Source organism: Microvirga soli, from assembly GCF_016734765.1.
In the GTDB taxonomy this organism is placed as follows: Bacteria; Pseudomonadota; Alphaproteobacteria; order Rhizobiales; family Beijerinckiaceae; genus Microvirga; species Microvirga soli.
On the sequence record NZ_JAERQE010000008.1, the window covers coordinates 82,411 to 107,395 of the forward strand.

A 24,985-nucleotide genomic window follows, 5' to 3' on the forward strand; every position below is an offset into this window, starting at 1 on the left:
AAGCCTATCTCCCGCTTCCCCTTGATCCTGAACGGCCAAGCCTATTCTTAAGGCCGAACGTGATTTCATCTCTGGGGAGCTATCCATGATCTCGACCGTCCGTGCGCTGCTCGTTGCAGCGGCCGTTTCCTTGAGCGCGACCGCCGCCTATGCGGCCGCCTCCAACATGCCGACCCAATACCAGCCCGATCCGGCCCTGAAGACCGAGAGCGTCGGCCAGCTGCGCGCCCGCGTGAGCCAGGCCTGCGCGATTACGCAGGCGAAGCTCCAGAGCGAGGCCAGCGAATCCTCCCTCAACCGGTCCTGCGACTGCTATGCCGGCCGCACCATGCGTTCGCTCAGCCCCGAGGAAGTGCAGGCCTATCGCGACACCGGCGTGTTCAACGACACCGCCCGGGCGAAGGCGCTGACGGCCCTCGACGCCTGCAAGCTGCCACGGCCGCAGATGTAAGGGCAGATACCTCATGGCATCCGGGATTGGGATCGCGGATGCCGTGATTTCTTAGGGAAATTCAGGGTGACGCGGCCTCAATAAGGCGTGCCATCCTTATGCGTATCGCCGGCCTTGCTCCAGACGAGGTCGATATCGGAATAGGTGCAGACGTCCTGCTCCGGGCGGCGCGATCCCATCTCCAGGATCACGGCTGTCCGGTCCGAACGGTTCTGAAGATGGTGTCCGTTGGCATCTCCAGCCTTGAACGCGGCGCAGTCGCCCGCACGCAGGATCTCCTCACCCTCGCCCGATACCAGAACGAGCTCGCCCTCCAGGATCCAGACGAACTCATCCTCGGCGCTGTGCCAGTGCCGCTGGGATGACCATGCGCCAGGCAGAATGTGCGTGAGATTGACGCCGAACTGGGTCAGATGGGCGGTATCGCTCAACGCCTGACGAGTGCGGCCGCGGCAGGGAGTGTCGTAAGGCGAGGGATAGTCCGATCCCTCCGTGCGCGGCGCGGCGGAAATGTCGATCTTGCCCATCAGGTGCCTCTCTGTGTTTCCGACATTTGTAGCTCAGACCGCAGGCGGCCGCGCCTGCGGATTTATAACTGCAATGGTCATCCCGGACGGCGGAGCCGATCCGGGATCGCGAAACCCAGTCCAGCACCGTCATCCCGGGGCCGCGCAGCGGAGCCCGGGACCCACAACCGCCAACGATGCAGAACGAGGCTCCACGCTCAGCGCCTTCTCCTGAGGCGTCGTGGTTATGGATCCCTGCCTTCGCGGGGATGACAGTGTGGAGGTTCCGGCGCTCCATCCTGCACACGATCCCGGATCGGCTCCGCCATCCGGGATGACGCTATTGATGAGTGCTCGGCGAATGCAGCGTTCCGCCGGCATCCCATCCACGCGCAAACACCACCCGGCCGTTCTGCAGCCGTGCCATCCCATCGCAGATCATCCGCAGCGCCTGCGGATAAAGCCGGTGCTCCTGCACGATCACCCGGGCGGCGAGGCTCTGCTCCGTGTCGTCCGGCACCACCGGCACGACGGCTTGAGCAATGATCGGGCCGGCGTCGAGCTCCGGCACCACGAAATGCACCGTGCAGCCATGCACCAGCACGCCGTCTTCCAGCGCCCGCCGGTGGGTCTGCGTGCCGCGATAAAGGGGCAGGAGGGAGGGGTGAATGTTGATCATCTTACCCGACCAGCGCTCCACGAACCAGTCGCTGAGCACCCGCATGAAGCCCGCAAGGCAGATGAAGGCGATGTCATGCTCGTTCAGCGCCGCATCGAGCGCCCGGTCGAAGCTCTCCCGGTCGGGAAAAGCCTTGTGGTCGATGGCAAGCGTCGCGATCCCGGCGTCCTTCGCCCGCTCCAGCCCTTCCGCATCGGGACGGTTGGAGAGAACGAGGGCGATCTCGGCCGGCAAGTCTGCAGCCTGAGCAGCCTCGATAAGGGAGGCCATGTTCGAGCCGCGGCCCGAGATCAGGATGGCGACGCGGCGGGTCATCAGAGCTTCAGGGAGCCCGAATTCTGCACGCGTTCCCCGCCCGTGTGTGCAATGGTCTCGCCGATGCGCACCGGGTTTTCGCCCGCCTTCGCCAATCGCTCCATCACCGCGTCGGCCTGATCGGCGCCCGCCACCAAGATCATGCCGATGCCGCAGTTGAAGGTGCGCAGCATCTCAGGCTCAGCCACGCCGCCGGTCTTGGCCAACCAGCCGAACACGGGCGGAACCGCGATGGCATCGAGGTCGAGGCGCACGCCGACGCCGTCGGGCAGCACGCGCGGGATGTTGTCCGGGAAGCCGCCGCCGGTGATGTGGCACAGCGCGTTGATGCCATCGCCCCCATTGAGCACCTCCAGCAGGGCCTTCACGTAGATGCGGGTGGGCTCCAGCAGGGCCTGGGCGAGGGTCTTGCCCGGCGCGAAGGGAGCCGGCGCATCCCAGGCGAGGCCGGAATGCTCGACGATCCGCCGCACCAGGGAGAAGCCGTTGGAATGAACCCCGGAGGAGGGCAGGCCGATCAACACGTCGCCCACCGTCACGTCCTTGGGGAGCAGCGTGCCGCGCTCTGCGGCCCCCACGGCAAAGCCCGCGAGGTCATAGTCACCCTTGGCGTAGAGACCCGGCATCTCGGCGGTCTCGCCGCCGATCAGCGCGCAGCCCGCCTGGAGGCAGCCCTCGGCGATGCCCTTGACGATATGAACGCCGACCTCAGGCGAGAGCTTTCCGGTGGCGAAATAGTCGAGGAAGAACAGGGGCTCGGCGCCCTGCACGATGATGTCGTTCACGCACATGGCCACGAGGTCGATGCCGATGGTGTTGTGGATGCCCGTGTCGATGGCGATCTTCACCTTGGTGCCGACCCCGTCATTGGCCGCCACCAGGATCGGATCCTTGAAGCCCGCGGCCTTGAGGTCGAACAACCCGCCGAAGCCGCCGATCTCCGCATCCGCGCCCGGCCGGCGCGTGGACCGCACCAGGGGCTTGATCTGGTCGACCATGGCGTTGCCCGCATCGATATCGACGCCCGCTTGGGCATAGGTCAGGCCGTTCGTCTGCTTCTCGGTCGTCATGGCTCACCCCGTGTTGAGGGGGCAGTAAGACGGGAGGGGGCGGGAGGCAAGGGGATTTGGGAATGTTTCGATGGTCATCCCGGACGAAGCGCAGCGGAGATCCGGGATCGTATGCAGGATGGAGCGCTTGTTTCCCTCCCCCTTGCTGGGAGGGAACGGAGGCTCACTCGTCCAGCGATCCCGGATCGGCTTCGCCGTCCGGGATGACCACTTGGACCTCGTTATCCCCACCCCTCAGCCGCCCGATTGAACTCCGCCCTCCGAGCGTCCATCATCGCCCTGATGACCATTCCGAACATCATCACCATCGGGCGCCTCATCATCGTGCCCATCGTGATCGTCATGATCATGCAGCAGCGGTGGGGTGCGGCCTTCGTGCTGTTCGTGGTGGCGGGGGTATCGGATGCGGTCGACGGGTTCATCGCCCGCCGGTTCGACATGCGGAGCGAATTCGGGGCCTATATCGACCCCATCGCCGACAAGGCGCTCCTGGTCTCGATCTATGTGACGCTCGCCATCGTGGGCGCCATCCCGAGCTGGCTGGCCATCGTCGTGGTGTCCCGGGACGTGATGATCGTGGCCGCCGTGCTCCTGTCCTGGGTGATGAGCCGCCCGGTCGAAATTAAGCCGCTCCTTGTCAGCAAACTCAATACGGGCGCGCAGATTGCGTTTGCGGCCTTCGCGCTCGCCGCCAACGCCTTCGGGGCTGAACTCGCCGGGCTTGAGGATGTTGCCATGCTGGTGGTGGCTGCCTTGACCGTAGCCTCCGCCGGTGCCTATCTCGGGGGCTGGCTGCGGCACATGGGGAGCTGAGAGCCGAAGGTTGGGGTTGGAGTACCGATGACGGTTCAACGGCAGATCGGGTTCTGGATAGCGGCGCTGGTCGTCGGGGTGCTGCTGCTGTTCGTGCTGCGCGGCATCCTGCTGCCCTTCGTGGCGGGCTTTGCGCTCGCCTATCTGCTGGATCCCCTGGCCGACCGGATGCAGAAACTCGGGATCGGGCGCCTGGGCGCCAGCCTGCTGATCCTCGTCCTGTTCGTGCTGGTCTTCATCATCGCCCTGATGATCCTGGTGCCCTTCGCGGCCCAGCAGGTGGGCGCCTTCGTGGAGCGGCTGCCCGGCTATGTGGCAAGGCTCCAGGAGCTCGGGGCCGAGCAGCTCGGCCCGCTCATCCGCAGGCTCGGCATCGAGGATGCGCTGCCCGCCGCACCTCCCTCCGTGGGCAACCTCATCAGCCAGGGCATCGCCTGGATGACCACCTTCCTCCAGGGCCTGTGGTCCGGCGGGCAGGCTCTGATCGGCATCTTCTCCCTGCTGGTGGTGACGCCGGTGGTGGCCTTTTACATGCTTGTCGACTGGGATCGCATGGTGAGAACCGTGGATTCCTGGATGCCGATGACCCACCGGGACACGATCCGCGACATTTCCCGTGATATCGACCGTGCCATCGCCGGCTTCGTGCGCGGGCAGGCTCTGGTCTGCCTCATCCTCGGCACCTTCTATGCGGTCAGCCTTGCCCTGATCGGGCTCAATTTCGGTGTCCTGATCGGCATGACGGCAGGCCTCCTGAGCTTCATCCCGTATGTGGGCTCACTGACCGGCCTCATCCTGTCGGTGGGCGTCGCCATCGTGCAGTTCTGGCCGGACTGGACCATGATCGCCGCAACGCTCGGCATCTTCATCTTCGGCCAGTTCGTGGAGGGCAACATCCTGTCGCCCAAGCTGGTGGGCGAATCCGTTGGCCTGCATCCGGTCTGGCTCATGTTCGCGCTCGTTGCCTTCGGGGCGCTCTTCGGCTTCGTCGGCCTGCTGCTCGCCGTGCCGCTCGCGGCCGCCATCGGGGTCATCGCCCGCTTTGCCCTGCGCCAGTATCTCGCCAGCCCGATCTACCGGGGCGTGGATCCGGTGATTCTCAAGCCCCGCATCGAGATCGACAAGGCCAATCGCGATGCGTGAGGCCCCCCGGCAACTGGCCTTCGACCTTCCGCTGGATCCCCGCTTCGGCGCCGAGGACTTTCTCGTCAGCCCATCCAACGAGCAGGCCTACGGCCTCATCGAGAGCTGGCCCGACTGGCCGGACACGATCCTCCTGCTCGTCGGCCCGCGCGGGAGCGGCAAGAGTCATCTGGCCTCCATCTGGGCCACGAACGCCCATGCCTGGACGGTCGATGCCGCGGCGATCACCCACGACAAAGTCCCGCATCTCGTCTCGAATGGAGCGCTCGCCATCGAGGATATGGACCGGGGCGAGCGTGACGAGGCGGCCCTGTTTCACCTGCTGAACCTAGCCAGGGAGAAGAAGGCATCCCTCATCATCACGTGCGAGACGCCTCCCGACCGCTGGTCCCTGAAAACCCCCGATCTCCTGTCCCGCCTGCGGCTTGCCCCGAGCTGCGCCCTGGACGCGCCGGACGATGCCCTCCTCAAGGCTGTGCTGGTGAAGCTGTTCGTCGACAGGCAACTCGTGGTCGACACCTCCGTTGTCGACTATATTGCTCTGCGGATCGAACGCTCCCTCGCCAAGGCCTCCGAGATCGTGGCTCTCCTCGACCGGGAGGCCCTGAGCCGGGGCCGGCGCGTCTCGCGGGCGATCGCGGCGGAGATCCTTGGCGCCGCGCAGGAAACGGATGAGAACGAGTGAAGCCAGACACTGACGCCCTGTTGTCGAACCGTCGTGAAACCGTCACGAAGCCCAGAGCAAAACGGACGCCGAAGAGTGAAGCGGCGGAGAACGAGGTGCGCAGCGCGATTGCCCTGAAAGAGGTGGAGACCGTCAGCGAGGCTCCCTTGCCGAAGGCTCCGCCGGATATCGAGTTCGACGGCGCGGCTTTGCGGCGGTTCCCGCAGCGCTTCATCAACCGGGAACTCTCCTGGCTGCAGTTCAACCGGCGGGTGCTGGAGGAAGCGTCCAACGGCAACCACCCGCTCCTGGAGCAACTGCGCTTCCTCTCGATCTCGGCCGAGAACCTGGACGAGTTCTTCATGGTCCGTGTCGCGGGTCTGCGCGGTCAGGTGCGCTCCGGCGTGGCCACCGTCTCGCAGGACGGGCTCTCGCCGCAGGAGCAGCTCGCGAAGATCTCCGCCGAGGTCTCGCATCTCGCCTCCGACCAGCAGCGCCGCTGGCGCGAACTGCGCGACATTCTGCTGGAGGAAGGCATCGTCCTGACCGAGGGAGCAGGCCTGACGAAGGCCGAGGCCTCATGGCTCGAGGATTACTTCCTCAACCATGTGTTCCCGGTGCTGACGCCGCTCGCCATCGATCCGGCGCATCCGTTCCCGTTCATCCCCAACCTCGGTGCCTCCATTGCCCTGAAGCTGGTGCGCCAGAGCGACGGCAAGGTGCTGAACGCGCTCATCCGCCTGCCGTCGCGGGGCGAACGCTTCATCCGCCTGCCGGACTTCGCCGAGACCGGCGCCACCCGCTTCATCGCCCTCGAGCAGATGATCGTGCTGTTCACGAGCAGGCTCTTCCCCGGCTACGAGGTGCAGGGGCAGGGCGCCTTCCGGGTGATCCGCGACTCCGATCTCGAGGTCGAGGAAGAGGCCGAGGATCTGGTGCGCCTGTTCGAGACGGCGCTCAAGCAGCGCCGCCGCGGCAGTGTCATCCGTCTCGAGGTCGAGGCGGCCATGCCCGAGGACCTGCGTCTCTTCGTGGCCGAGGAATCGGAGGTGTCCCCCGACGAGGTCTTCGTCGTCGAGGGCATGATGGGCCTGCGCGACCTGTCGCAGCTCGTGGCTTTGGAGCGTCCCGATCTCAAGTTCAAGCCGTACAATGCGCGCTTCCCTGAGCGCATCCGCGAGCACAGCGGCGATTGTTTTGCGGCGATCCGCGAGAAGGACATCATCGTTCACCATCCTTACGAGTCCTTCGATGCGGTGGTGCAGTTCCTGCACCAGGCGGCGCGGGACCCAAACGTGGTGGCGATCAAGCAGACGCTCTACCGCACGTCCTCGAACTCGCCCATCGTGGCGGCTTTGGCGGAAGCCGCGGAGGCCGGAAAATCCGTCACCGCCCTGGTGGAGCTGAAGGCCCGTTTCGACGAGGAGGCCAATATCCGCTGGGCGCGCGATCTCGAACGCGCGGGCGCGCAAGTTGTGTTCGGCTTCATCGAGCTGAAGACCCACGCGAAGCTGTCCATGGTGGTGCGGCGCGAGGGCAGCCAGCTCATCACCTATTGCCACGTGGGCACGGGCAACTACCACCCGATCACGGCGCGCATCTATACGGACCTGTCCTATTTCACCGCCGATCCGGTGATCGGCCGCGACGTGTCGCGCATCTTCAATTTCGTCACGGGCTATGCGGAGCCGGCGGAGCTGGAACGCATGGCGGTCTCGCCGCTCACCCTCAAGAAGCGTCTGCTCCAGCACATCGAGGAGGAGATCGCCCACGCCAAGGCCGGACGGCCCGGCGCGATCTGGTGCAAGTGCAACTCCCTCGTCGATACCGACATCATCGACGCGCTCTACGATGCGTCGGCCGCCGGCGTGCAGATCGACCTCATCGTGCGCGGCATCTGCTGCCTCAGGCCCGGCATCAAGGGCCTGTCGGAGAACATCCGGGTCAAGTCCATCGTCGGGCGCTTCCTGGAGCACACGCGCATCTATGCCTTCGGCAATGGGCACGGCCTGCCCAATCCCAAGGCGCATGTGTACATCTCGTCGGCGGATCTCATGTCGCGTAATCTCGACCGGCGCGTCGAGGCGCTGATGCCGATTGTCAACACCACCGTGCACCAGCAGGTGCTCGACCAGATCATGCTCGCCAACCTGCTCGACAACGAGCAGAGCTGGACGGTGCTGCCCGACGGAACGAGCCGGCGGGTGGTGCCGGCCAAGGGCGAGGAACCCTTTAATGCCCATAAGTATTTCATGACCAACCCGAGTCTCTCAGGCCGTGGCAAATCCCTCAAGACCTCCAGCCCCAAAGCGCTCGCCAAGCGCGGGCAGCGCTAGCATGCCGGCGCTCAGCTTCGAGGCTCCTGGCCGGCTCAAGCTCGGTCGCCCAGTCGCGATCATCGATATCGGCTCAAACTCGGTGCGCCTCGTGGCCTATGAGGGCCTGTCCCGCGCCGTCACGCCGATCTACAACGAGAAGGTCCTCTGCGGCCTCGGCCGTCATGTAGCGACCACCGGCCGCCTCGACGACGAGGCCGTCGACCGGGCCCTTCGGGCGCTCGCGCGGTTTCGCGTTCTCTGCAACACGATGAATGTGTCGGAGATCTTCGTGCTTGCCACCGCAGCGGCGCGGGATGCCTCCAACGGCCCTGCCTTCCTGGAGGCGGCGGCGAAAGCCTGCGGGCAGCCGATCAGCCTTTTGTCCGGCGCCGAGGAGGCGCGGGCCTCGGCGCTCGGCGTCATCGCCGGCTTCCATGAGCCGGACGGAATCGTCGGCGATATGGGCGGCGGCAGCCTGGAGCTTGTGGACGTGCGCGGCTCGCAGGTGGGGCAGGGTGTCACCATGCCGCTCGGCGGCCTCGCCCTGCTGGACGTCAGCGGCGGCTCGTTGAAGAAGGCCCAGAAGATCGTGCGCGAAGCCCTTGAGCGCGCGCCGGAATACCTCGAAAACCTGCATGGCCGCACCTTCTATGCGGTGGGCGGCACATGGCGCGCGCTCGCCAAGCTGCATCAGGCGGCGCACGATTATCCGCTTCACGTGATGCACGGTTACATCCTCGATCCCGAGGACGGCCTCGACTTCCTGCGTCTCGTCGAGGGGGCCGACTCCAAGACCCTCAAGGATATCGAGAGCATCTCCGAGGCTCGCCGCCCGCTGCTGGCCTATGGCGCCATGGTGCTCGAAGAGATCATCCGTCTCGGCGAGCCCAAGGAGGTGGCGATTTCCGCCTTCGGCGTCCGCGAGGGCGTGCTGTTCGACAAGCTCGACCCCGAGACGCGTGAGCGCGACCCGCTCATCGCGGCCGCGAGCGACCTCAACCTCCTGCGCTCCCGCTCGCCGCGCCATGGCGAGGAACTGTGCGCCTGGACCGAAGCCTTCATCCGCAGCCTCGGCCTGCCGGAGACGGACGAAGACATCCGCCTGCGCCGCGCAGCCTGCCTACTAGCGGATATCGGCTGGCGCGCCCATCCCGATTATCGCGGCGAGCAGAGCCTCAACCTCATCGCCTACGGGGCCTTTGCCGGCCTCGACCATCCGGGCCGCGCCTATCTCGCCCTGTCGATTTTCTTCCGGCACGAAGGGCTTTCGCCCGACAAGGTGAGCTCGCGCATCAAGACGCTCGCCGGCCCGCGCCTCATGGAGCGCGCCCGCCTGCTGGCGGCGCTGATGCGCGTCGCCTACCCGGTCTCGGTCGCCATGGAGGGCGTGCTGCCCCAGGCGCCGCTCCTCGCCCGGGGCAACCAGGTGGTGCTGCAGCTTCCCGCCCACCTAGAGCCGCTCGCGAACGAGCGTCTGAAGGGCCGCATGCGGGGCCTGGGCAAGCTCCTGAACATGGAAACGCTGATCGATATCGTGTGAGGACGCGCTCCCTTTGTTTCCGTGGGTCATCCCCATCCATAATTTCACTGATCTATGTTAATTTCCTCACGCGTCTGCTCAGTTAGCGTGAAGCCTGGAGATGCCAAGCCTGGGAGATGCCCATGCAGCTGATTGATCTCACCGCGGTGCGCAGTGCCGAACGCTCGTCGGAGCCATACGAGTATCTGCTCACGTCCAACCTCCTGAAGCAGGATGCCATCGACGACCTGCGTCGCGATTTTCCCGACATCAACAAGCCGGGCTATCTTACGGTCGACGAGGTCAAGCTGCACGGGCGCTTCAAGCAGCTCATCGACGAACTCGAAGGGCCGGAGGTGACGGAGGAGCTTTCCAAGAAGTTCGGCCTGGACCTCCACCAATATCCGCGCCTGACCACCATCATGAGGAAGTCGCAGCCGAAATACGGCTCCATCCATACGGATGGGCCGTCCAAGGTCATGACCATGCTGGTCTACATGAACGACGAATGGCAGCAGGACGAAGGCGGGCGCCTGCGCGTTCTCTACGACGACAAGAATTACGATAAGTACAAGCTCGAAGTGCCGCCCACCATGGGTACGATGTTCGCCTTCCTGCGCTCCGACAATTCCTGGCATGGGCATCTGCCCTTCACCGGCGAGCGCCGCGTGGTCCAGATCGCCTGGGTGAAGAGTCAGGCCGACGTGGACCGCAAGAAGAAGCACAACAAGATGGCCCAGTTCTTCAAGGGCATCTTCGGGCGGTAAGAGCCTGCTTTCACTTCATAGGCGTGCTCGTCACGGCCATCCACACATTATCGACCTTCGGACGTGGATGCCCGGACCAAGTCCGGGCATGACGAAGAACAGGATTTCCACGCGGCTCCTGTGAGGCACATCAGGCATGACGAAGCTCACCCGTCCTGACATCAAGACCCTTTCGAGCCGTGTCGTCTACGAGAACCGGTGGATGCGCGTCCGCGAGGATGCCATCGAGCGGCATGATGGTTCGCCCGGCATCTACGGCGTCGTCGAGAAGACGGATTTCGCCGTCATCGTGCCCATCGACAACGGCCTGATCCATCTGGTGGAGCAGTATCGATACCCCGTGCAGGGCCGCTATTGGGAGCTGCCGCAGGGCTCATGGGAGGATGCGCCCGGCACCGATCCGCTGGACCTCGCCCGAGCCGAACTGCGCGAGGAAACCGGTCTGACGGCCGCCACTATGACCCATGTGGGCCATCTCTTCGAGTGCTACGGCTATTCGACCCAAGGGTACAACATCTATCTCGCCCAAGGGCTCCAGGCGGGCGAAGCGCAACGCAAGCCAACCGAGCAGGACATGGTAAGCCGCGCGTTCCCGGTGGAGGAGGTGCTGGCGATGATCAGCGACGGCGCCATCAAGGACGCGGCGACAGTGGCGGCGCTTGGGATGCTGCGGCTGAAGGGGCTTCTCTGAGATGTTTTTTACGAGAGCAGATTGCGGCTATCGCGCTTCGACAAGGACCTTTGCATACCTGACGGCACTTTCGAGTGCTTGCGTCCTCAAATCAGCAAGTGATTGAGTAGGGTCGGCGAGAAACTTACCGCGTGCCACATTCTCAATCTCGGGCCTGCAAATATCCAGCATCATCGAGATAAGCTTCTCCTGGTCGACAAGCTGACCTTCGCGCAGGGAGGTCGCATCTCTCAAACAATTTTCCGGGGTCTGAATGTTGGAGGCCTGAGTAGAAGGTTTGGGCAGAGCCGCCGACAGGGCCTGTGCAGGCGGTTGTGTCTTCTTGGCGTTGGCTCTCGCCTGAACTGCGCTTGTAACCACATTCTTTTTGATGACATCGTTGAGATTGCTTCGAATGCCGTCGGGGGCGGCACCGTCAAGACGGACCACCTCCATTGCTGCATCCAAGGCCGCCTGTACCTCTTTGTTACAGATCGTCATGGCGGCCGTGGCAAGAACCTCTGCGCTTTCCGACGACGCAACAAGATCTTCGATTTCGCTCGTGGTGCAGGCATACATGCGGTCCCGCAGCAAGTCCCGCGCCTTTGCGGCCTCCTCGGTACGCTGCTTGCGGAGAGCATTCGCCTGCTCAACCTCATTGGAGCGTCGTGCAATAGAGCCATTGAGCCTCGTGCCGACGGCTCTCGGCAAATCTGCGACGTAAGGCCCTTTGAAGAAGGTGGCTCCGGTCCCCGCGCCATAGAGTTGATCGTGCACGTTGATCATGGCGATGACTGGCGCGTCGCATGTCTTTCCGACTGCGCCTAGCGCGTCGTACCAACGCCCCTGGATCGCCATATCCAGAGCAGAAGTGCTTGCTTCGATTGCTTTGGCAAAACAGTCGGTTGCGGCGCGAACATAGGGCAGGTGGAGCCGTCGTTTCTGCGGCTCGGTCAAAGTTTGGGCGAATGCAGCACTGATAAAGAGGATCGAAGATGCCCCAAGAGCAAAAATAATACGTTTCATGATTTCAAGCCAACACCCCGGGTCGAGGTTAACACGACTTGAAGTCGCAACGAAGGGGTTGCCCTGAAGGAATTCTACGGGACTGCTGACGCACTTGCCGCGTTGGCGGGAACGCGGATCTAGATCCTCGCGATCGGGTCCGCCGCAATCTCCCTGAGCTTCACCCGCCCGCGCTCCAGCACCAGCCCGAGTTGGCCGTTCTTAAGCGCCAGCGCCTTGTCGCCGAAGAGCTTGCGGCGCCAGCCGTGGAGGGAGGGGACGTCGGCTTCGTCGCTGTCGGCGATGGCTTCCAACTCCTCGACGGTCGCGATGATCTTTGGCGCGACGCCCTCCTGTTCGGCCACGGCCTTGAGCAGGACCTTCAGCAAATCGACCACGGAGCCGGTGCTGTTGCGGCCGCGGCTGCGTTCCGGCATGGGGATCGTGGCGGGATCGCGGGCGAGGGCCCGCTCCACGGCCTCCAGGATTTCGCCGCCGGTGCGGGAGCGCTCGAACCCGTTGGGGATGGTCCGCAGGCGCCCGAGGGCCTCCACGCTGCGCGGCGCCGAGGTGGCGATGTCGATCACCGCGTCGTCCTTGAGGATGCGCCCGCGCGGCACATCCCGGTTCTGCGCCTCGCGCTCGCGCCAGGAGGCAACCTCCATGAGCACGGCGATTTCCTTCTGCTTGCGCAGGCGGCCGGAAAGGCGGCGCCAGGCATTGTCCGGATCGGCCTGATAGGTCTCGGGTGAGGTGAGGATCGACATCTCCTCGCCGAGCCATTCGAGCCGGCCATTCGCCTGCAACTGGCTCACGAGGGCTTCATAGACCTTCACCAGATGGGTGACGTCCGAGAGTGCATAGGTGAGTTGGGCGTCGCTCAAGGGGCGGCGCGACCAGTCGGTGAAGCGGGAGGACTTGTCTATCTTGGCCTTGGCAAGATCGTTGCTCAGCTGCTCGTAGGAGACCGAGTCCCCATAGCCGCAGACCATGGCGGCCACCTGGGTGTCGAACAGGGGCTCGGGCACGATGCGGCCGAGATTCCAGATGATTTCCAGGTCTTGCCGGGCCGAATGGAAGACCTTCACCACGTTCCGGTTCGCCATGAGGGCCATGAACGGCTCGAGGCTCATGCCCTCGGCGAGCGGATCGATGAGGCAGGCATCGGCCGGATCCGGCCCCGCCATCTGGATCAGGCAGAGCTTGGGGTAATAGGTGGTCTCGCGCAGGAACTCCGTGTCGACGGTGACGAACGGATGCTGGCTGAGGCGGTCGCAGGCGGCGGCCAGGGCGTCGGTGGAGGTGATCAGGTCCATAAGGCGTTCATAACCCATCGGGAAACGCCCCGCGAGTCCGCTGACGATCGATCCACCGATTGTCCTAAGAGAAGATAAAACCGCATTTGACTTACGTACCGGGAAGATTGGTACTTTGTATCACTGGCTGGTTCGCCAGAATTTGGTGCCAACAACACTCAAAAGTGGGGAGGTCTTCATGAAGAAGACACAGACCAAAACCGATAAGAAGGTGATCAAGGCCGTCGTCGAGCTGAGCGAGAAGGAACTCGCCTCGGTTGCCGGTGGCGCGAAGAAAGATCGCCGGATCATTGTCTACTAAACCACTTGCTGATCGCTTCGAGCGTGCAAGCGCATCGGATCGCCAGGCAAAGGGCGCGGTCGTCAAGGTCGCGCCCTTTTCATGTTCACGCCCGGCCGAGGCCCTGGCGCGCCGCTTCCGTGAAGGCCAGCGTCTCGCCGCCCAAGGGCGGGGAGACCCGGCCCTCCCGCAGCACCACGATCCGGTCCGCGGCGCGGATCGTTTCCGGGCGATGGGCGATGACGATGCGGGTGATCTTCAATTCCGCCAGCGCCCGGTTCACCTCACGCTCCTTGTCGAGGTCGAGGCTCGATGTGCCCTCGTCCATGAACAGGATGCGGGGACGGCGGTAGAGCGCACGGGCCAAGAGCACCCGCTGGCGCTGTCCGCCCGACAGGGTGGTGCCCATGTCGCCGATGAGCGTGTTGTAGTTCATGGGCATGGCCATGATCTCATCGTCGATGCCGGCGACCTGAGCGCAGGCGCGCATCCAGTCGAGATCGAGGCTGGCATCGAAGAAGCAGATGTTCTCCGCGATGCTGCCTGACAGAAGCTGATCGTCCTGCATCACCACGCCGATCTGCCGGCGGAAGGCTTGGCTGCCGAAATGCTCCATGGGCGTGCCGTCGATGAGCACCGTGCCCTCCAGCGGCCTGAACAGGCCGAGCATGATCTTGAGTAGCGTGGTCTTGCCGCCGCCCGACGGCCCGGTCATGGCCACGAACTCGCTCGCCTCGACCTTGAGGTCCACGCCCGACAAAACCTCCGGCTCGGTATCCGCATAGCGGAAGCCCACGCCTTTCAGTTCTACCGCGCCCCTGACATCGCGCGGCACGAGGCTTTCCCCGTGCCGGTCGTTCTCACGCTCGGCGAGGGCGATGTCGGAGAGCCGGTCGAGGTGCAGGTCGAGCATGCGGTACTGGATGCCGGTCTCGATCAGGTTGGTGGCCTTGGAGAGGAACTGCTCCTTGTAAGCCATGAAGGCGTAGAGCATGCCGATAGTCATGTCGTTCGCCATGATCGCCTTGGCGCCGAGCCAGACCACGAGCACGTTCTCCAACCCGTAGATCAGGTCGTTCGCCGTCTTGAAGCCGATGGTGAAGCGGCCCTGGCGAATGGTGCGGCTGATCGAGGCCGGTTAGCGGTTCTGCCACACGGCCTCCCGGTCGGATTCGCGGCCGAAGATCTTGATGCTCTGGATCGCCCGCGCGGTCTCGATAAAGGTGGTCTGCTCCTTGGCAGCGGCCTCGATCATCTCCTCCTGCCGCTGGCGCAGGGAGCGGTAGAGGGCGAAACGCAAGGCGGCATAGAGCGCGAGCGCCGCGAACACGATGCCCGAGAGTGCCGGGCTGTAGATCAGGATCATGGCCAGCGTCAGCGTCGCCATCACGCCGTCGACGAGGGCGGCCACAAGTCCTTCCGAGATCAGCCGCTGGATCGGCTCCGCCGAGCGGAAGCGCGAGACGAGATCGCCGATATGGCGCTTCTCGAACCAGCCTAAAGGAAGCCGCACCAGATGGTGGAAGAGGTTGGCGCCCATCTGGAAATTGAGCGCTCCGCTCAGGAACAGCAGCACATGCGAGCGCAGCCAGCCGGCCCCGATATGAATGAGGGTGAGCAGGCCGAAGCCCAGTGCCAGCGCGGTCAGCAGGCCCTGGTCGCCCTTCATCACAGCCTCGTCCACGGCAAGCTGCATGTAGAACGGCGTGGCGAGCACCACGAGCTGCAGCACGGCGGAGAGCACGAGCGCCTGGGCGAGCGCCCGCTTCACCCCGCGCATCCGGCCCCACAGGGCCGTGAGGCTTAAAGAAGAGGTCTCCTTCCTGCGCTCGAAGGTTTCCGTCGGCGTCAGCTCCAGGGCAATGCCGGTAAAATGGTGGCCGAGTTCGTCGAAGGTGAGGCTGCGCACGCCGAGCGCCGGGTCGTGAATCACGACCTTCCTGGTGCCGACCTCTTTCAGCACCACGAAGTGGTTCATGTCCCAGTGCAGGATGCAGGGCAGCTTGATCTGTCCGAGCTGCTCGGGCTCGAGCCGCAGGCCCCGGCCGCTCATGCCGAGGCGCTGGCCCATGACCAGCACGTCCTTGAGGGTGACGCCTTTCAGCGAAATCGAGAACAGGCGGCGAAGCGCCACGAGATCCACCTCGCGCCCGTGATAGGTCGCCACCATGGCCAAACACGCAAGCCCGCATTCGGCGGCTTCCGACTGCATGATCGCGGGCAGGCGAGGGGCGCCGAAATAATCAAGCGTTGCGGAGAGCTTCACATCCGCCCCCTGACGCCGATCAGCGGCTCGAACAGCCAGGCGACGAGGGAGCGGCCCTCCAGCACGATATCGGCCTTGAGGGTCATGTCGGGCTGGAGCGGCACCTCGCGCCCGAAGGCGTCGATGGCCTGCCGGTCGAGGCGCACGGTCACCCGGTAGGCGGGCTCCGTCAGGGTCGTCCTGCCGATGACCTCGTTCGGGGAAAGCACGGCCTGCGAGACGGTCTCGACGGAGCCGCTGATGGTGCCGAAGCGCTGATACGGGAAGGCATCGACCATGAGGCGCACCCGCTGGCCGGGCTCGACGAAGCCGATGGCCCGGCTCGGCACGAAGAGCTCTGCGAGCAGGCTCGCGCCATCGGGCAGGAGGGTCAGCAGCGGCTTGTTGGGATCGACGATCTGGCCCGGCGAGGCCTGGAGAGCCGTGACGCGCCCGGCCAGCGGCGCGGCGATCACCTGCGCCCGCTGGGCCTGCGCCTCGGCGCGCTGCCGCTCCCGGTCGGCGAGGTTGAGGCGTAAGCCCGCCAGACGCTCGGCCTGCTGCACGGGCAGCTGCTCGCGCTGAAGCTCGGTCTGGCCCAGCTCCTTTTCGGCCGCCGCGAGATCACGGTCGACCTCGGCCAGATTCTGCCGGCGAGACAGCAAGGCCTCGTCCTGCTCCTGTAGGGCGGCCCGGGTCGTGTGGCCCTGCTCGTTGAGCCGCGCGATGGTGTTGCGCCGCTCCTCCGTCACCTGCACCCGCTCGGCCATGAGTTTGCGCTGGGCAATGAGCGCATCCCGCTCCGCCGTCACGGACACGATGGTCGCCTCAAGCCGCCGGGTCTCGTTCGCCATCCGGGCCGGGTCGGCGGCGATCTGGTCTCTCAAGACCTGTGTCTGGGTGTCGAGGGAAGCCAGGATCGCGGCATCGAGAGTGCCGCCGGCCTCAAGCCCCTGGCGCGAGGCCACTGTGAAGAGCGGCTGGCCTGCCGCAACCCGGTCGCCTTCCCGGACCTTGAGCTCCGTCACAACGCCGCCGCGAAGCGCGCTGACGCGCACCGCGCCGCCCGCCGCCACGAGGGAGCCGCCGGCGGTCTCCTTGCGGGCATATTCAGCGGTGGCGAGGAAGAAGACCACGACGACCACGCAGGCGAACACGAAGCCGCCGAGGAGCCGCCAGGACAGGGGGCAACCGGTAGCGACACGGACGAGTGCTCGCCCATGGCCGCCATCACGGCCTGCGGCCGGAACAAGGATCGCTGGGCCACCCCAACCCCCAACGCAACATTATTATGAGACTATGTTGCAGAAAGACCGGGGTGGCACAAGGGCAGGAGGCGCGGGAGAGCCCGTTTGGCCTTTCTGTCGCAGAAGAGGGTTAAGCCGGGGAGTTAAGCCCCGGCCTGCATGCGGGCGAGGTGCTTCTTGCGCGCCTTCGCCTGCCGCTCGGCGAGCTTCATGAGCCAGTCGAGGATGTTGTGCTCGACTGTGAGCCCGGTCTCCGCGTCCTCCAGGCGCTGGATCCGGTCGACCCGGAAGCCGCGATAGCCTTCGTCCAGCAGGATATCGATGCCCCCCAAAAGCATCTTGCCAGGACCCACCTTCAGCTCGCGCGCCAGCACCCAGCGCCGGGTCGCATTGCCGGCCTGGTCCACATAGTCGAGCTCCAGCGCCGCCTCCAGCGGATAGACGTGCCAATTGCCCTCGATCCGCTCCTCGACAGGAGCGTTCCGGGTCGGCCTCAACAGGGATGTTGCAAGGGTGATAACCATAGGCGGAATATGGGGTTTCACCCTTTGTTCTGCAAGGAATTCAGGGACTCGATAAGGAGGAAAATTCCTTAAAAACAAAGCGAAATTTGCGGCTCAAGGACCCTGTGCCAGCTGTTGTAGCTCGCGGACTCCGCGTCTGGGTTTGACCAAGCTTCTGACTATGGCTGGATGACCTCAAACCGGCTCAATACTCCACTGTCCCTTCCAGGTAGAAGACGCAGGCCCCCTCGAGCTCCACCCGATCCCCGACGAGCCGGCAGACGATTTCTCCGCCGCGCCGCGAGGCCTGAAACGCTCTGAAGGAGGTCTTGTTCAGCCTCTCCGCCCAGAACGGCGTCAGGCCGCAATGGGCGCCGCCCGTCACGGGATCTTCGGGAATGCCTTTGGCGGGCGCGAAGTAGCGGCTCACGAAATCGAAGCCTACATCTCCAGGCGCCGTCACGATCACGCCCGAACGGGCCAGCCTTTCAATCGCTGCCAGATCGGGATTGAGATTGCGGACAATCTCGGCCGTGGCAAGCCGCGCCAGGAAGTTGGAGCCGTCCCAGACCACCTCGGATGGCGTTGCGCCAAGGGCCGACGGCAGCTCCGGCGGCGTCGCCACGGGCTCCAGGGTTCGCCTCGGGAAATCCATAACGTAACCGGTCCCTGACCGGCTGACCGTGAGTGGTCCGCTCGCGGAATGGAACACGACCACCTCGCGCCCGCGCTCAACGCGCTCCATGACGACCGCCGCGCTCGCCAGCGTTGCGTGGCCGCAGAGCGGCACCTCGACCGTCGGCGTGAACCAGCGGATTCTGTAATCGCCCTTGTCGGCAACCAGGAAGGCGGTTTCGGGAAGGTTGTTTTCGGCCGCAACAGCCTGCAGCACTTCCTCGGACGGGAAGCTGTCCAACACCATGACGGCAGCCGGATTCCCGCTGAACCGGCGGCTTGTGAAAGCATCGACCTGGAAAATGGGCGCACGCATTCCGTTCGCTTATCAACGCTGGAAAAGGGCTGCAACGGCTGCGGCCGTTCTGCGCTTCGGAACCTGAGGATATCTCCTTGCACGGCTAGAGCCGGTTGCGGGCGAGTCCCTTTATCGAAGGCGTGCGATCGCTTAGACAGGCTGCAACAGTACTGCGCACGCCCGAGGCGATTCCATGCAGATCGAGGTTCTCGAAGAAGCCAATCCGCCCGGCGCGGAGGACGTGACGGCGGGCTTGCGCGCTCACCTGATCGAGCAGACCGGCGCCTTGCCCTTCATCCCGCTAACCCTGCTCCTGCGGGATGAAGGCAACCAGGTGCGCGGCGGCATTCGGGGCGCCGTCGCCCTGCTATGGCTCCAAGTGGACCATTTCTGGGTCGACGAGACCCTGCGCGGGCAGGGCTATGGCGCCCGCCTGTTGGACAAGGCCGAGGAGGCTGCCCAGATACATGGAGCCATCGGCGCGCAGCTGACCACATCGACGTTTCAAGCCGAGGGGTTTTATCGGAAGCAAGGCTATGCCGAGATCGGCCGCCTGAAGGATCGCCCACCCGGCCATGACCGGATCTGGATGGCCAAGCGGTGGGGCTGACTTACGGAGGGACCGAGACCCGGATTGTTTGCAGGGGAAGGCATCTCCGAGGGCTTTCAAGACGATGCTGGCTCCCGAAAGGTGGCGCTGGGTTGGGTTGCTCTGCAGGTATTTGCAGACTACGCCGATCACGTGGCCTGAGCTGACCCGACCCCAGGGGCAGACCAGCTTCTCCTGCTTTCCGAGCCCTGCGACCGCCTGCTGCGCATCGTGGACTCCGAGAATGTAGTTCAGCGCGCTGGCGCTTCGGGTCTGGCAGTGCTCATACAAATCGTTGCCGTCCAGAAAATTCGCCCGTGCCGGGGCTGTGGCCAGCAGCAGAGCGGCACAGGCTGAAAGGACTGCGAGAAGTCTTAAGCGATTCCCTCGCCGGGCTTGTGTTGCTGCAACCGCCCTGTCCACCATCCACCTCCTGGCCTGGCGAACGTTACCCACCGAACCCGGCTTTGGCGACCGGCCGGAGGGGGTAATCACCTTGCCGAGGTTGTGGGCAAGACATGCGACGAAGGCGCCCTAGTGTCATCCCTGGCGAGCGTAGCGAGGGAAGGAGACCCATGGCGTTGCGCTTGACCGTGGATTCCCTCCCCCCTACGCTTTCGCTCCGGCCGGGAATGACAGCCTCTTCGTCATGCCCGCAATTGTTGCGGCCATCCCCGTCTTCAGCCTGGCCCAAGACGGGGATGGCCGGGGCAAGCCCGGCCATGACGCGGCGTGTCTCTATCCCGCCCCTTTGCGGGGGAGGGTGGCGAGCGGCGCTAGCCGGGAGAGGTGCGGTGCTTGTCCTGACGGCCCCTCGCCCGACCTGCTGCGCAGGCCGCCCTCTCCCGCTGAACGGGAGAGGGAGCACAGTGTTCGTTCACTCTTTGTTCTTGACAATTCTCCTAAGCTGAGCCATACCTGTGCCGTCCTGCTTCACGAGGGACGCGCCCGAGGCGTCGGTTGTGGAGGCGGGATGCGGCTCTGGCCGCTGCGGGACAAGACGCTGGTCCCCCATGCCAGGGCTCTGAGTGGAGGATGAGGTTCATGGCGGCTGTTCGGGCAGGGCCATGCGCACGCTTTCCAAGCCTCGCCAGCCCGAGGATCTTCATCAAGGGCTGCGTTCGAGAAGTGCCGTGAAGCGGGTCTGAGGGTGCCGTCCCTGATCCCGCCGGAGCGCGAGGCTCAGGGTCGAAAAGCCGTGCGCGGGAGGCAAGGTGCTTCCCGTCCGGGCGGAACTCCCGTCCCGACCCGATCCTTCGCCCGCTCCATCGGAGTGCAGCGAAGCCGCCTTGCCTCCCGCGCTTCCCTTTTAAGTGCCCGAGACGAGCCACAGCCAGCCTGCAGCCGCCACCCCGATCAGGGGAGGGAGCGCCCCCGCACAGGCTCGATTTCAGCCTTCCGCCTTGACTTCCCCGGCCTCCCATGGATGTTGCGCCTCAAACCGAACCAGCAGGCTTTTGTCCATGTCCGCCTCCATGCACCGTTACCGTTCCCACACCTGCGGCGCGCTCCGCGAATCCGATGTCGGCGGGATCGCCCGCCTGTCCGGCTGGTGCCACCGCATCCGCGACCATGGCGGCGTGCTGTTCATCGACCTGCGCGACCATTACGGCATGACCCAGTGCGTGATCGATCCGGATTCCCCGGCGTTCAAGATGGCCGAGACGGCCCGGTCCGAGTGGGTCATCCGCGTGGACGGCAAGGTGCGCAAACGCCCGGCCGGCACCGAGAACGCCGAGCTGCCCACCGGCATGATCGAGGTCTACATCACCGACATCGAGGTTTTGGGCCCGGCGGCCGAGCTGCCCATGCCGGTCTTCGGTGACCAGGAGTACCCGGAGGAGACCCGTCTCACCTACCGTTACCTGGATCTGCGCCGCGAGAAGCTGCACAACAACATCATGAAGCGCGGCGCGATCGTCAACGCGCTGCGCACCCGGATGCAGCAGAGCGGCTTCTTCGAGTTCACCACGCCGATTCTCACCGCCTCGAGCCCTGAAGGCGCGCGCGACTTCCTGGTGCCGTCGCGCATCCATCCCGGCAAGTTCTATGCGCTGCCGCAGGCCCCGCAGCAGTTCAAGCAGCTGATCATGATCTCCGGCTTCGACCGGTACTTCCAGCTCGCCCCCTGCTTCCGCGACGAGGACCCGCGCGCCGACCGCCTGCCGGGCGAGTTCTACCAGCTCGACGTGGAGATGAGCTTCGTCACCCAGGAAGACATCTTCCAGACCATGGAGCCGGTGATCCGCGACACCTTCAAGGAGTTCGCGGACGGCAAACCGGTGACCGAGACCTTCCCGCGCATTCCGTATTTCGAGTCCATGCTGAAGTACGGCAACGACAAGCCGGACCTGCGCAACCCGCTGATCATTGCCGATGTGTCGGAGGTGTTCACCCGTGAGGATGTGACCTTCAACGCGTTCAAGAACGTCATCAAGTCCGGCGGCGTGGTGCGCGCCATTCCGGCGACGGGCGCAGCCTCTCAGCCGCGCTCCTTTTTCGACAAGCTCAACGACTGGGCGCGTACGGAAGGCGCGCCTGGCCTCGGCTACATCGTGTTCGAGGAAGAGGGCGGCCAGATCGTCGCTAAGGGCCCCATCGCCAAGTTCATCCCGGAAGCGGCCCAGGCCGTCATCCGCGAGAAGGCCGGCATCAAAGCGGGCGACGCGGTGTTCTTCTCGGCCGGGTCTGAGGACAAGGCGGCGTCGCTTGCCGGCAAGGCGCGCACGCGCATCGGCGACGAACTCGGGCTCACCGACAAGGATCGGTTCGAGTTCTGCTGGATCGTCGACTTCCCGCAATACGAGTGGAACGAGGACGAGAAAAAGATCGACTTCTCCCACAACCCGTTCTCCATGGGCAACATGGACCATGACGAGTTCATGGCGCTCGATCCGTCGGACAAGGACAAGATCCTCAAGATGACGGCCTTCCAGTACGACATGGTGTGCAACGGCTACGAGATGGCTTCGGGTTCGATCCGCAACCATCGTCCCGACCGGATGGTGAAGGCCTTCGAGATCGCCGGCTATGGCGAGCAGGAGGTCATGGAGCGGTTCGGCGGCATGTACCGTGCCTTCCAGTACGGCGCGCCTCCACATGGCGGCATGGCGGCTGGCGTCGACCGCATCGTGATGCTGCTCTGCGGCGCCCAGAACCTGCGCGAGATCACGCTCTTCCCCATGAACCAGAAGGCGGAAGATCTGCTGCTGGGCGCACCCTCCGACGTGACGCCCAAGCAGCTGCGCGAGCTGCACATCCGGCTGAACCTGCCGGAGAAATAAGCTTAAGCGCGTTTCGTATTGATCCTTGATTTCGGCAGTGCCCAGGCGCTGCCGAAATCGTTTTAGGCTCTCTGCTTACTTCGCCGCCGGAGAAGAACGTTGACGGCGAGGGGCAGGGCGCTCACAAGGTCCTTAGATATTCAATAGTTGTTGGGAGCGTCGGGGATGGGAGACAACATCTCGCAGGATCTGAAATCGGGAGCGATGTTCTACCATCAGTATCCGCGCCCCGGTAAGCTCGAGATCCAGCCCACCAAGCCCCTCGGCAACCAGCGCGACCTGGCGCTGGCCTATTCCCCCGGTGTGGCAGCCCCGTGCGAAGCCATCGCGGCCGATCCGGCGCAAGCCGCTAACCTTACCTCCCGCCAGAACCTCGTGGCCGTGATTTCCAATGGCACGGCCGTGCTGGGCCTCGGCGATATCGGCCCGCTCGCCTCAAAGCCGGTGATGGAAGGCAAGGCGGTCCTGTTCAAGAAGTTCTCCGGCATCGACGTGTTCGACATCGAGGTGGCCGAGAACAACGTGGACAAGCTGGTCGAGGTGATCGCGGCCCTTGAGCCCACTTTCGGCGGCATCAACCTCGAGGATATCAAGGCGCCGGAATGCTTCGAGGTCGAGGAGCGGCTGAAGGCCCGCATGGGCATCCCGGTCTTCCACGACGACCAGCACGGCACCGCGATCATCGTGGGCGCCGCCGTGACGAACGCGCTGGAACTGTCGGGCAAGCGCATCGAGGACGTGAAGATCGTCACCTCGGGCGCCGGTGCCGCCGCGCTCGCCTGCCTCAACCTGCTGGTGTCGCTGGGCGCCAAGCGCGAGAACATCTGGGTCACGGACATCAAGGGCGTGGTCCACGAGGGCCGTAACGAGCTCATGGACCGCTGGAAATCGGTCTATGCTCAAGTCACCGATGCGCGCACGCTCGCCGACGTGATCCCGGATGCGGACGTGTTCCTCGGTCTGTCCGCTGGCGGCGTGCTCAAGCCCGAGCTGCTCGCCCAGATGGCCCCGCGCCCGCTCATCATGGCATTGGCCAATCCTTATCCTGAGATCATGCCGGAGGAAGCGGAGGCCGCGCGTCCCGACGCGATGATCTGCACCGGCCGCTCGGACTATCCGAACCAGGTCAACAACGTCCTGTGCTTCCCGTACATCTTCCGCGGCGCGCTCGATGTGGGCGCCACGACCATCAACGAGGAAATGAAGGCTGCAGCCGTGAAGGCCATCGCAGGCTTGGCCCGCGAGGCACCCTCCGAGGTGGTGGCGCGCGCCTATGGCGGCGAGGCGCATCCCTTCGGCCGCAAGTCCCTGATCCCGAGCCCGTTCGATCCGCGCCTGATCCTGCGCATCGCGCCGGCAGTCGCTCAGGCCGCCATGGATTCGGGGGTCGCCACGCGTCCGCTGGAAGACCTTGAGGCCTATGCCGAGTCCCTCGGCCGCTTCGTGTTCCGCTCCGGCTTCATCATGAAGCCGCTGTTCTCGCAGGCGAAGGCCAACCCCAAGCGGGTGATCTATGCCGAGGGCGAGGACGAGCGGGTCTTACGGGCCGTGCAGGTCATCGTCGAGGAAGGCATCGCCAAGCCAATCCTGATCGGACGCCCCAGCGTGATCGAGACGCGCATGAAGCGCTTCGGCCTCTCCATGGAGATCGGCCGTCATTTCGAGCTTGTGAACCCGGAGGACGATCCGCGCTATCGCGACTACGTGACCACCTACGTGGAGGCGGCGGGCCGCAAGGGCATCACGCCGGACGCGGCCCGAACCCTGGTGCGCACAAACTCCACGGTCATCGGCGCGCTTGCGGTGCGGCGAGGGGATGCGGATGCGCTGATCTGCGGTCTCGAAGGCCGCTTCCAGTCCCGCGTCAAGCACATCAAGGACATCATCGGCTTGGCACCCGGCGTGAACGAGCTGGCGGCCCTGTCGCTGGTGATCACCTCGAAGGGGGCCTACTTCCTGGCCGACACGCATGTGCAGATCGACCCGACCGCCGAGCAGCTCGCCGACATGACGATCGCCTGCGCGAGCCATGTGCGCCGCTTCGGCATGGAGCCCAAGATCGCGCTCCTGTCGCATTCGGATTTCGGCGCAGCCGACAGCCGCTCGGCACTCAAGATGCGCGAGGCGCTGGCCTGCATTACCGAACGTGCGCCCGACCTCGAAGTCGACGGCGAGATGCAGGCGGATTCGGCCCTATCCGAAATGCTGCGCGAGCGGGTAAACCCCCATTCGCGTTTAACCGGCGAGGCGAACGTGCTGATCATGCCGAACCTGGATGCCGCCAACATTGCATTCCAGTTCACCAAGATCCTGGCGGATTCGCTTCCCGTCGGCCCGATTCTCATCGGACCGGCCAAGCCCGCCCATATCCTGACGCCGTCCGTGACAGCCCGCGGTATCGTCAACCTCACGGCCATCGCGGTCGTCGAGGCGCAGGCGGCCGAGCAGGATCAGCCGATGCTGATTTGAGGGCAGGTTTTCAGCAACCTCACCGTCATCCCGGGGCCGCGTAGCGGAGCCCGGGATCCATAAACGCTAACGATACAGGAAGAGGCGAAACGCTGATCGCTTTTTCTTGAGATGCAGTGGTTATGGATCCCCGCCTTCGCGGGGATGACAGCGGGGGGG

At 64.7% G+C, this 24,985-nt stretch carries 22 protein-coding genes and 1 pseudogene; 12 read left to right on the forward strand and 11 right to left on the reverse strand.

Annotated features, from left to right (window positions below):
* Positions 1-85 precede the first annotated feature (85 nt).
* A complete protein-coding gene (locus JKL45_RS09740; protein WP_201860937.1) occupies positions 86-451 on the forward strand; it encodes a hypothetical protein in 366 nt (121 codons plus the stop codon).
* A 77-nt stretch (positions 452-528) separates the two neighbouring features.
* On the opposite strand, the gene JKL45_RS09745 is transcribed toward JKL45_RS09740, so the two are convergent.
* The 3 genes from JKL45_RS09745 to purM all read right to left on the reverse strand — a co-directional run bounded on the left by JKL45_RS09745 (position 529) and on the right by purM (position 3,021).
* Positions 529-978, reverse strand: a complete 450-nt coding sequence (locus tag JKL45_RS09745; protein WP_201860938.1) for a cupin domain-containing protein — start codon at positions 976-978, stop codon at positions 529-531.
* A 319-nt stretch (positions 979-1,297) separates the two neighbouring features.
* Positions 1,298-1,951 carry a phosphoribosylglycinamide formyltransferase gene (gene purN / locus JKL45_RS09750; RefSeq protein WP_201860939.1) on the reverse strand — a complete coding sequence of 218 codons (654 nt, stop codon included), beginning with the start codon at positions 1,949-1,951 and terminating at the stop codon, positions 1,298-1,300.
* On the reverse strand, positions 1,951-3,021 hold the full coding sequence (purM, locus tag JKL45_RS09755) for a phosphoribosylformylglycinamidine cyclo-ligase (RefSeq protein ID WP_201860940.1): 1,071 nt from the start codon (positions 3,019-3,021) through the stop codon (positions 1,951-1,953). Before purM ends, purN begins: the two co-directional genes overlap by 1 nt.
* A 282-nt stretch (positions 3,022-3,303) precedes the next feature.
* Here purM and JKL45_RS09760 point away from each other — a divergent pair, with 282 nt between their 5' ends.
* From JKL45_RS09760 to JKL45_RS09790, 7 genes are all read left to right on the forward strand, one after another.
* A complete protein-coding gene (locus JKL45_RS09760) occupies positions 3,304-3,834 on the forward strand; it encodes a CDP-alcohol phosphatidyltransferase family protein (RefSeq protein WP_201861015.1) in 531 nt (176 codons plus the stop codon).
* A 27-nt stretch (positions 3,835-3,861) separates the two neighbouring features.
* The gene (locus JKL45_RS09765; RefSeq protein ID WP_201860941.1) at positions 3,862-4,977 is read left to right on the forward strand and encodes an AI-2E family transporter; all 1,116 of its coding nucleotides are present in this window, start codon (positions 3,862-3,864) and stop codon (positions 4,975-4,977) included.
* Positions 4,970-5,662: a P-loop NTPase family protein gene (locus tag JKL45_RS09770; RefSeq protein ID WP_201860942.1), complete on the forward strand. Its 693-nt coding sequence runs from the start codon at positions 4,970-4,972 to the stop codon at positions 5,660-5,662. The genes JKL45_RS09765 and JKL45_RS09770 overlap by 8 nt, the downstream gene beginning before the upstream one ends.
* A gap of 122 nt (positions 5,663-5,784) precedes the next feature.
* Positions 5,785-7,977, forward strand: coding sequence for an RNA degradosome polyphosphate kinase (locus JKL45_RS09775; RefSeq protein ID WP_376771019.1), 2,193 nt, complete (start codon positions 5,785-5,787; stop codon positions 7,975-7,977).
* A 1-nt stretch (position 7,978) separates the two neighbouring features.
* Positions 7,979-9,499: an exopolyphosphatase gene (ppx, locus tag JKL45_RS09780; RefSeq protein ID WP_201860944.1), complete on the forward strand. Its 1,521-nt coding sequence runs from the start codon at positions 7,979-7,981 to the stop codon at positions 9,497-9,499.
* 122 nt (positions 9,500-9,621) lie between these two features.
* The gene (locus JKL45_RS09785) at positions 9,622-10,245 is read left to right on the forward strand and encodes a 2OG-Fe(II) oxygenase (RefSeq protein WP_201860945.1); all 624 of its coding nucleotides are present in this window, start codon (positions 9,622-9,624) and stop codon (positions 10,243-10,245) included.
* Between the two features lie 136 nt (positions 10,246-10,381).
* Entirely contained in the window at positions 10,382-10,936 is a 555-nt protein-coding gene (locus JKL45_RS09790) for an NUDIX domain-containing protein (protein ID WP_246498441.1), read from the forward strand.
* 27 nt (positions 10,937-10,963) lie between these two features.
* On the opposite strand, the gene JKL45_RS09795 is transcribed toward JKL45_RS09790, so the two are convergent.
* Positions 10,964-11,941 (reverse strand): hypothetical protein, encoded by a 978-nt coding sequence (locus JKL45_RS09795; protein WP_201860946.1) that lies wholly within the window; start codon positions 11,939-11,941, stop codon positions 10,964-10,966.
* A 119-nt stretch (positions 11,942-12,060) separates the two neighbouring features.
* Positions 12,061-13,236, reverse strand: a complete 1,176-nt coding sequence (rnd, locus tag JKL45_RS09800; RefSeq protein ID WP_201860947.1) for a ribonuclease D — start codon at positions 13,234-13,236, stop codon at positions 12,061-12,063.
* A gap of 178 nt (positions 13,237-13,414) precedes the next feature.
* On the opposite strand from rnd, the gene JKL45_RS09805 reads away from it, so the two are divergent.
* On the forward strand, positions 13,415-13,537 hold the full coding sequence (locus JKL45_RS09805) for a bacteriocin (protein ID WP_201860948.1): 123 nt from the start codon (positions 13,415-13,417) through the stop codon (positions 13,535-13,537).
* An 85-nt stretch (positions 13,538-13,622) separates the two neighbouring features.
* Here the strand turns inward: JKL45_RS09805 and JKL45_RS09810 are convergent, their stop codons facing one another.
* From JKL45_RS09810 to JKL45_RS09830, 5 genes are all read right to left on the reverse strand, one after another.
* The gene (locus JKL45_RS09810; protein ID WP_312896939.1) at positions 13,623-14,567 is read right to left on the reverse strand and encodes a peptidase domain-containing ABC transporter; all 945 of its coding nucleotides are present in this window, start codon (positions 14,565-14,567) and stop codon (positions 13,623-13,625) included.
* 87 nt (positions 14,568-14,654) lie between these two features.
* Positions 14,655-15,782: a cysteine peptidase family C39 domain-containing protein gene (locus JKL45_RS09815; protein ID WP_201860950.1), complete on the reverse strand. Its 1,128-nt coding sequence runs from the start codon at positions 15,780-15,782 to the stop codon at positions 14,655-14,657.
* Positions 15,779-16,918 (reverse strand): beta-barrel domain-containing protein, encoded by a 1,140-nt coding sequence (locus JKL45_RS09820; RefSeq protein WP_201860951.1) that lies wholly within the window; start codon positions 16,916-16,918, stop codon positions 15,779-15,781. Before JKL45_RS09820 ends, JKL45_RS09815 begins: the two co-directional genes overlap by 4 nt.
* 233 nt (positions 16,919-17,151) lie before the next feature.
* Entirely contained in the window at positions 17,152-17,553 is a 402-nt protein-coding gene (locus JKL45_RS09825; protein WP_201860952.1) for a hypothetical protein, read from the reverse strand.
* 163 nt (positions 17,554-17,716) lie between these two features.
* Positions 17,717-18,502, reverse strand: coding sequence for a PhzF family protein (locus JKL45_RS09830; RefSeq protein ID WP_201860953.1), 786 nt, complete (start codon positions 18,500-18,502; stop codon positions 17,717-17,719).
* Between the two features lie 175 nt (positions 18,503-18,677).
* On the opposite strand from JKL45_RS09830, the gene JKL45_RS29880 reads away from it, so the two are divergent.
* Positions 18,678-19,094, forward strand: coding sequence for a GNAT family N-acetyltransferase (locus JKL45_RS29880; protein WP_246498442.1), 417 nt, complete (start codon positions 18,678-18,680; stop codon positions 19,092-19,094).
* A gap of 42 nt (positions 19,095-19,136) precedes the next feature.
* Here JKL45_RS29880 and JKL45_RS30780 read toward each other — a convergent pair.
* Positions 19,137-19,499 (reverse strand): annotated as a pseudogene (locus JKL45_RS30780) (Rap1a/Tai family immunity protein); the annotation flags it as partial.
* A gap of 1,049 nt (positions 19,500-20,548) precedes the next feature.
* Here JKL45_RS30780 and aspS point away from each other — a divergent pair.
* Both aspS and JKL45_RS09845 read left to right on the forward strand, forming a co-directional pair.
* Positions 20,549-22,357, forward strand: coding sequence for an aspartate--tRNA ligase (aspS, locus tag JKL45_RS09840; RefSeq protein ID WP_201861017.1), 1,809 nt, complete (start codon positions 20,549-20,551; stop codon positions 22,355-22,357).
* Positions 22,358-22,522: 165 nt separating this feature from the next.
* Complete coding sequence (locus JKL45_RS09845) at positions 22,523-24,826, forward strand: NADP-dependent malic enzyme (protein WP_201860955.1); 2,304 nt, start codon at positions 22,523-22,525, stop codon at positions 24,824-24,826.
* Positions 24,827-24,985: the final 159 nt, after the last annotated feature.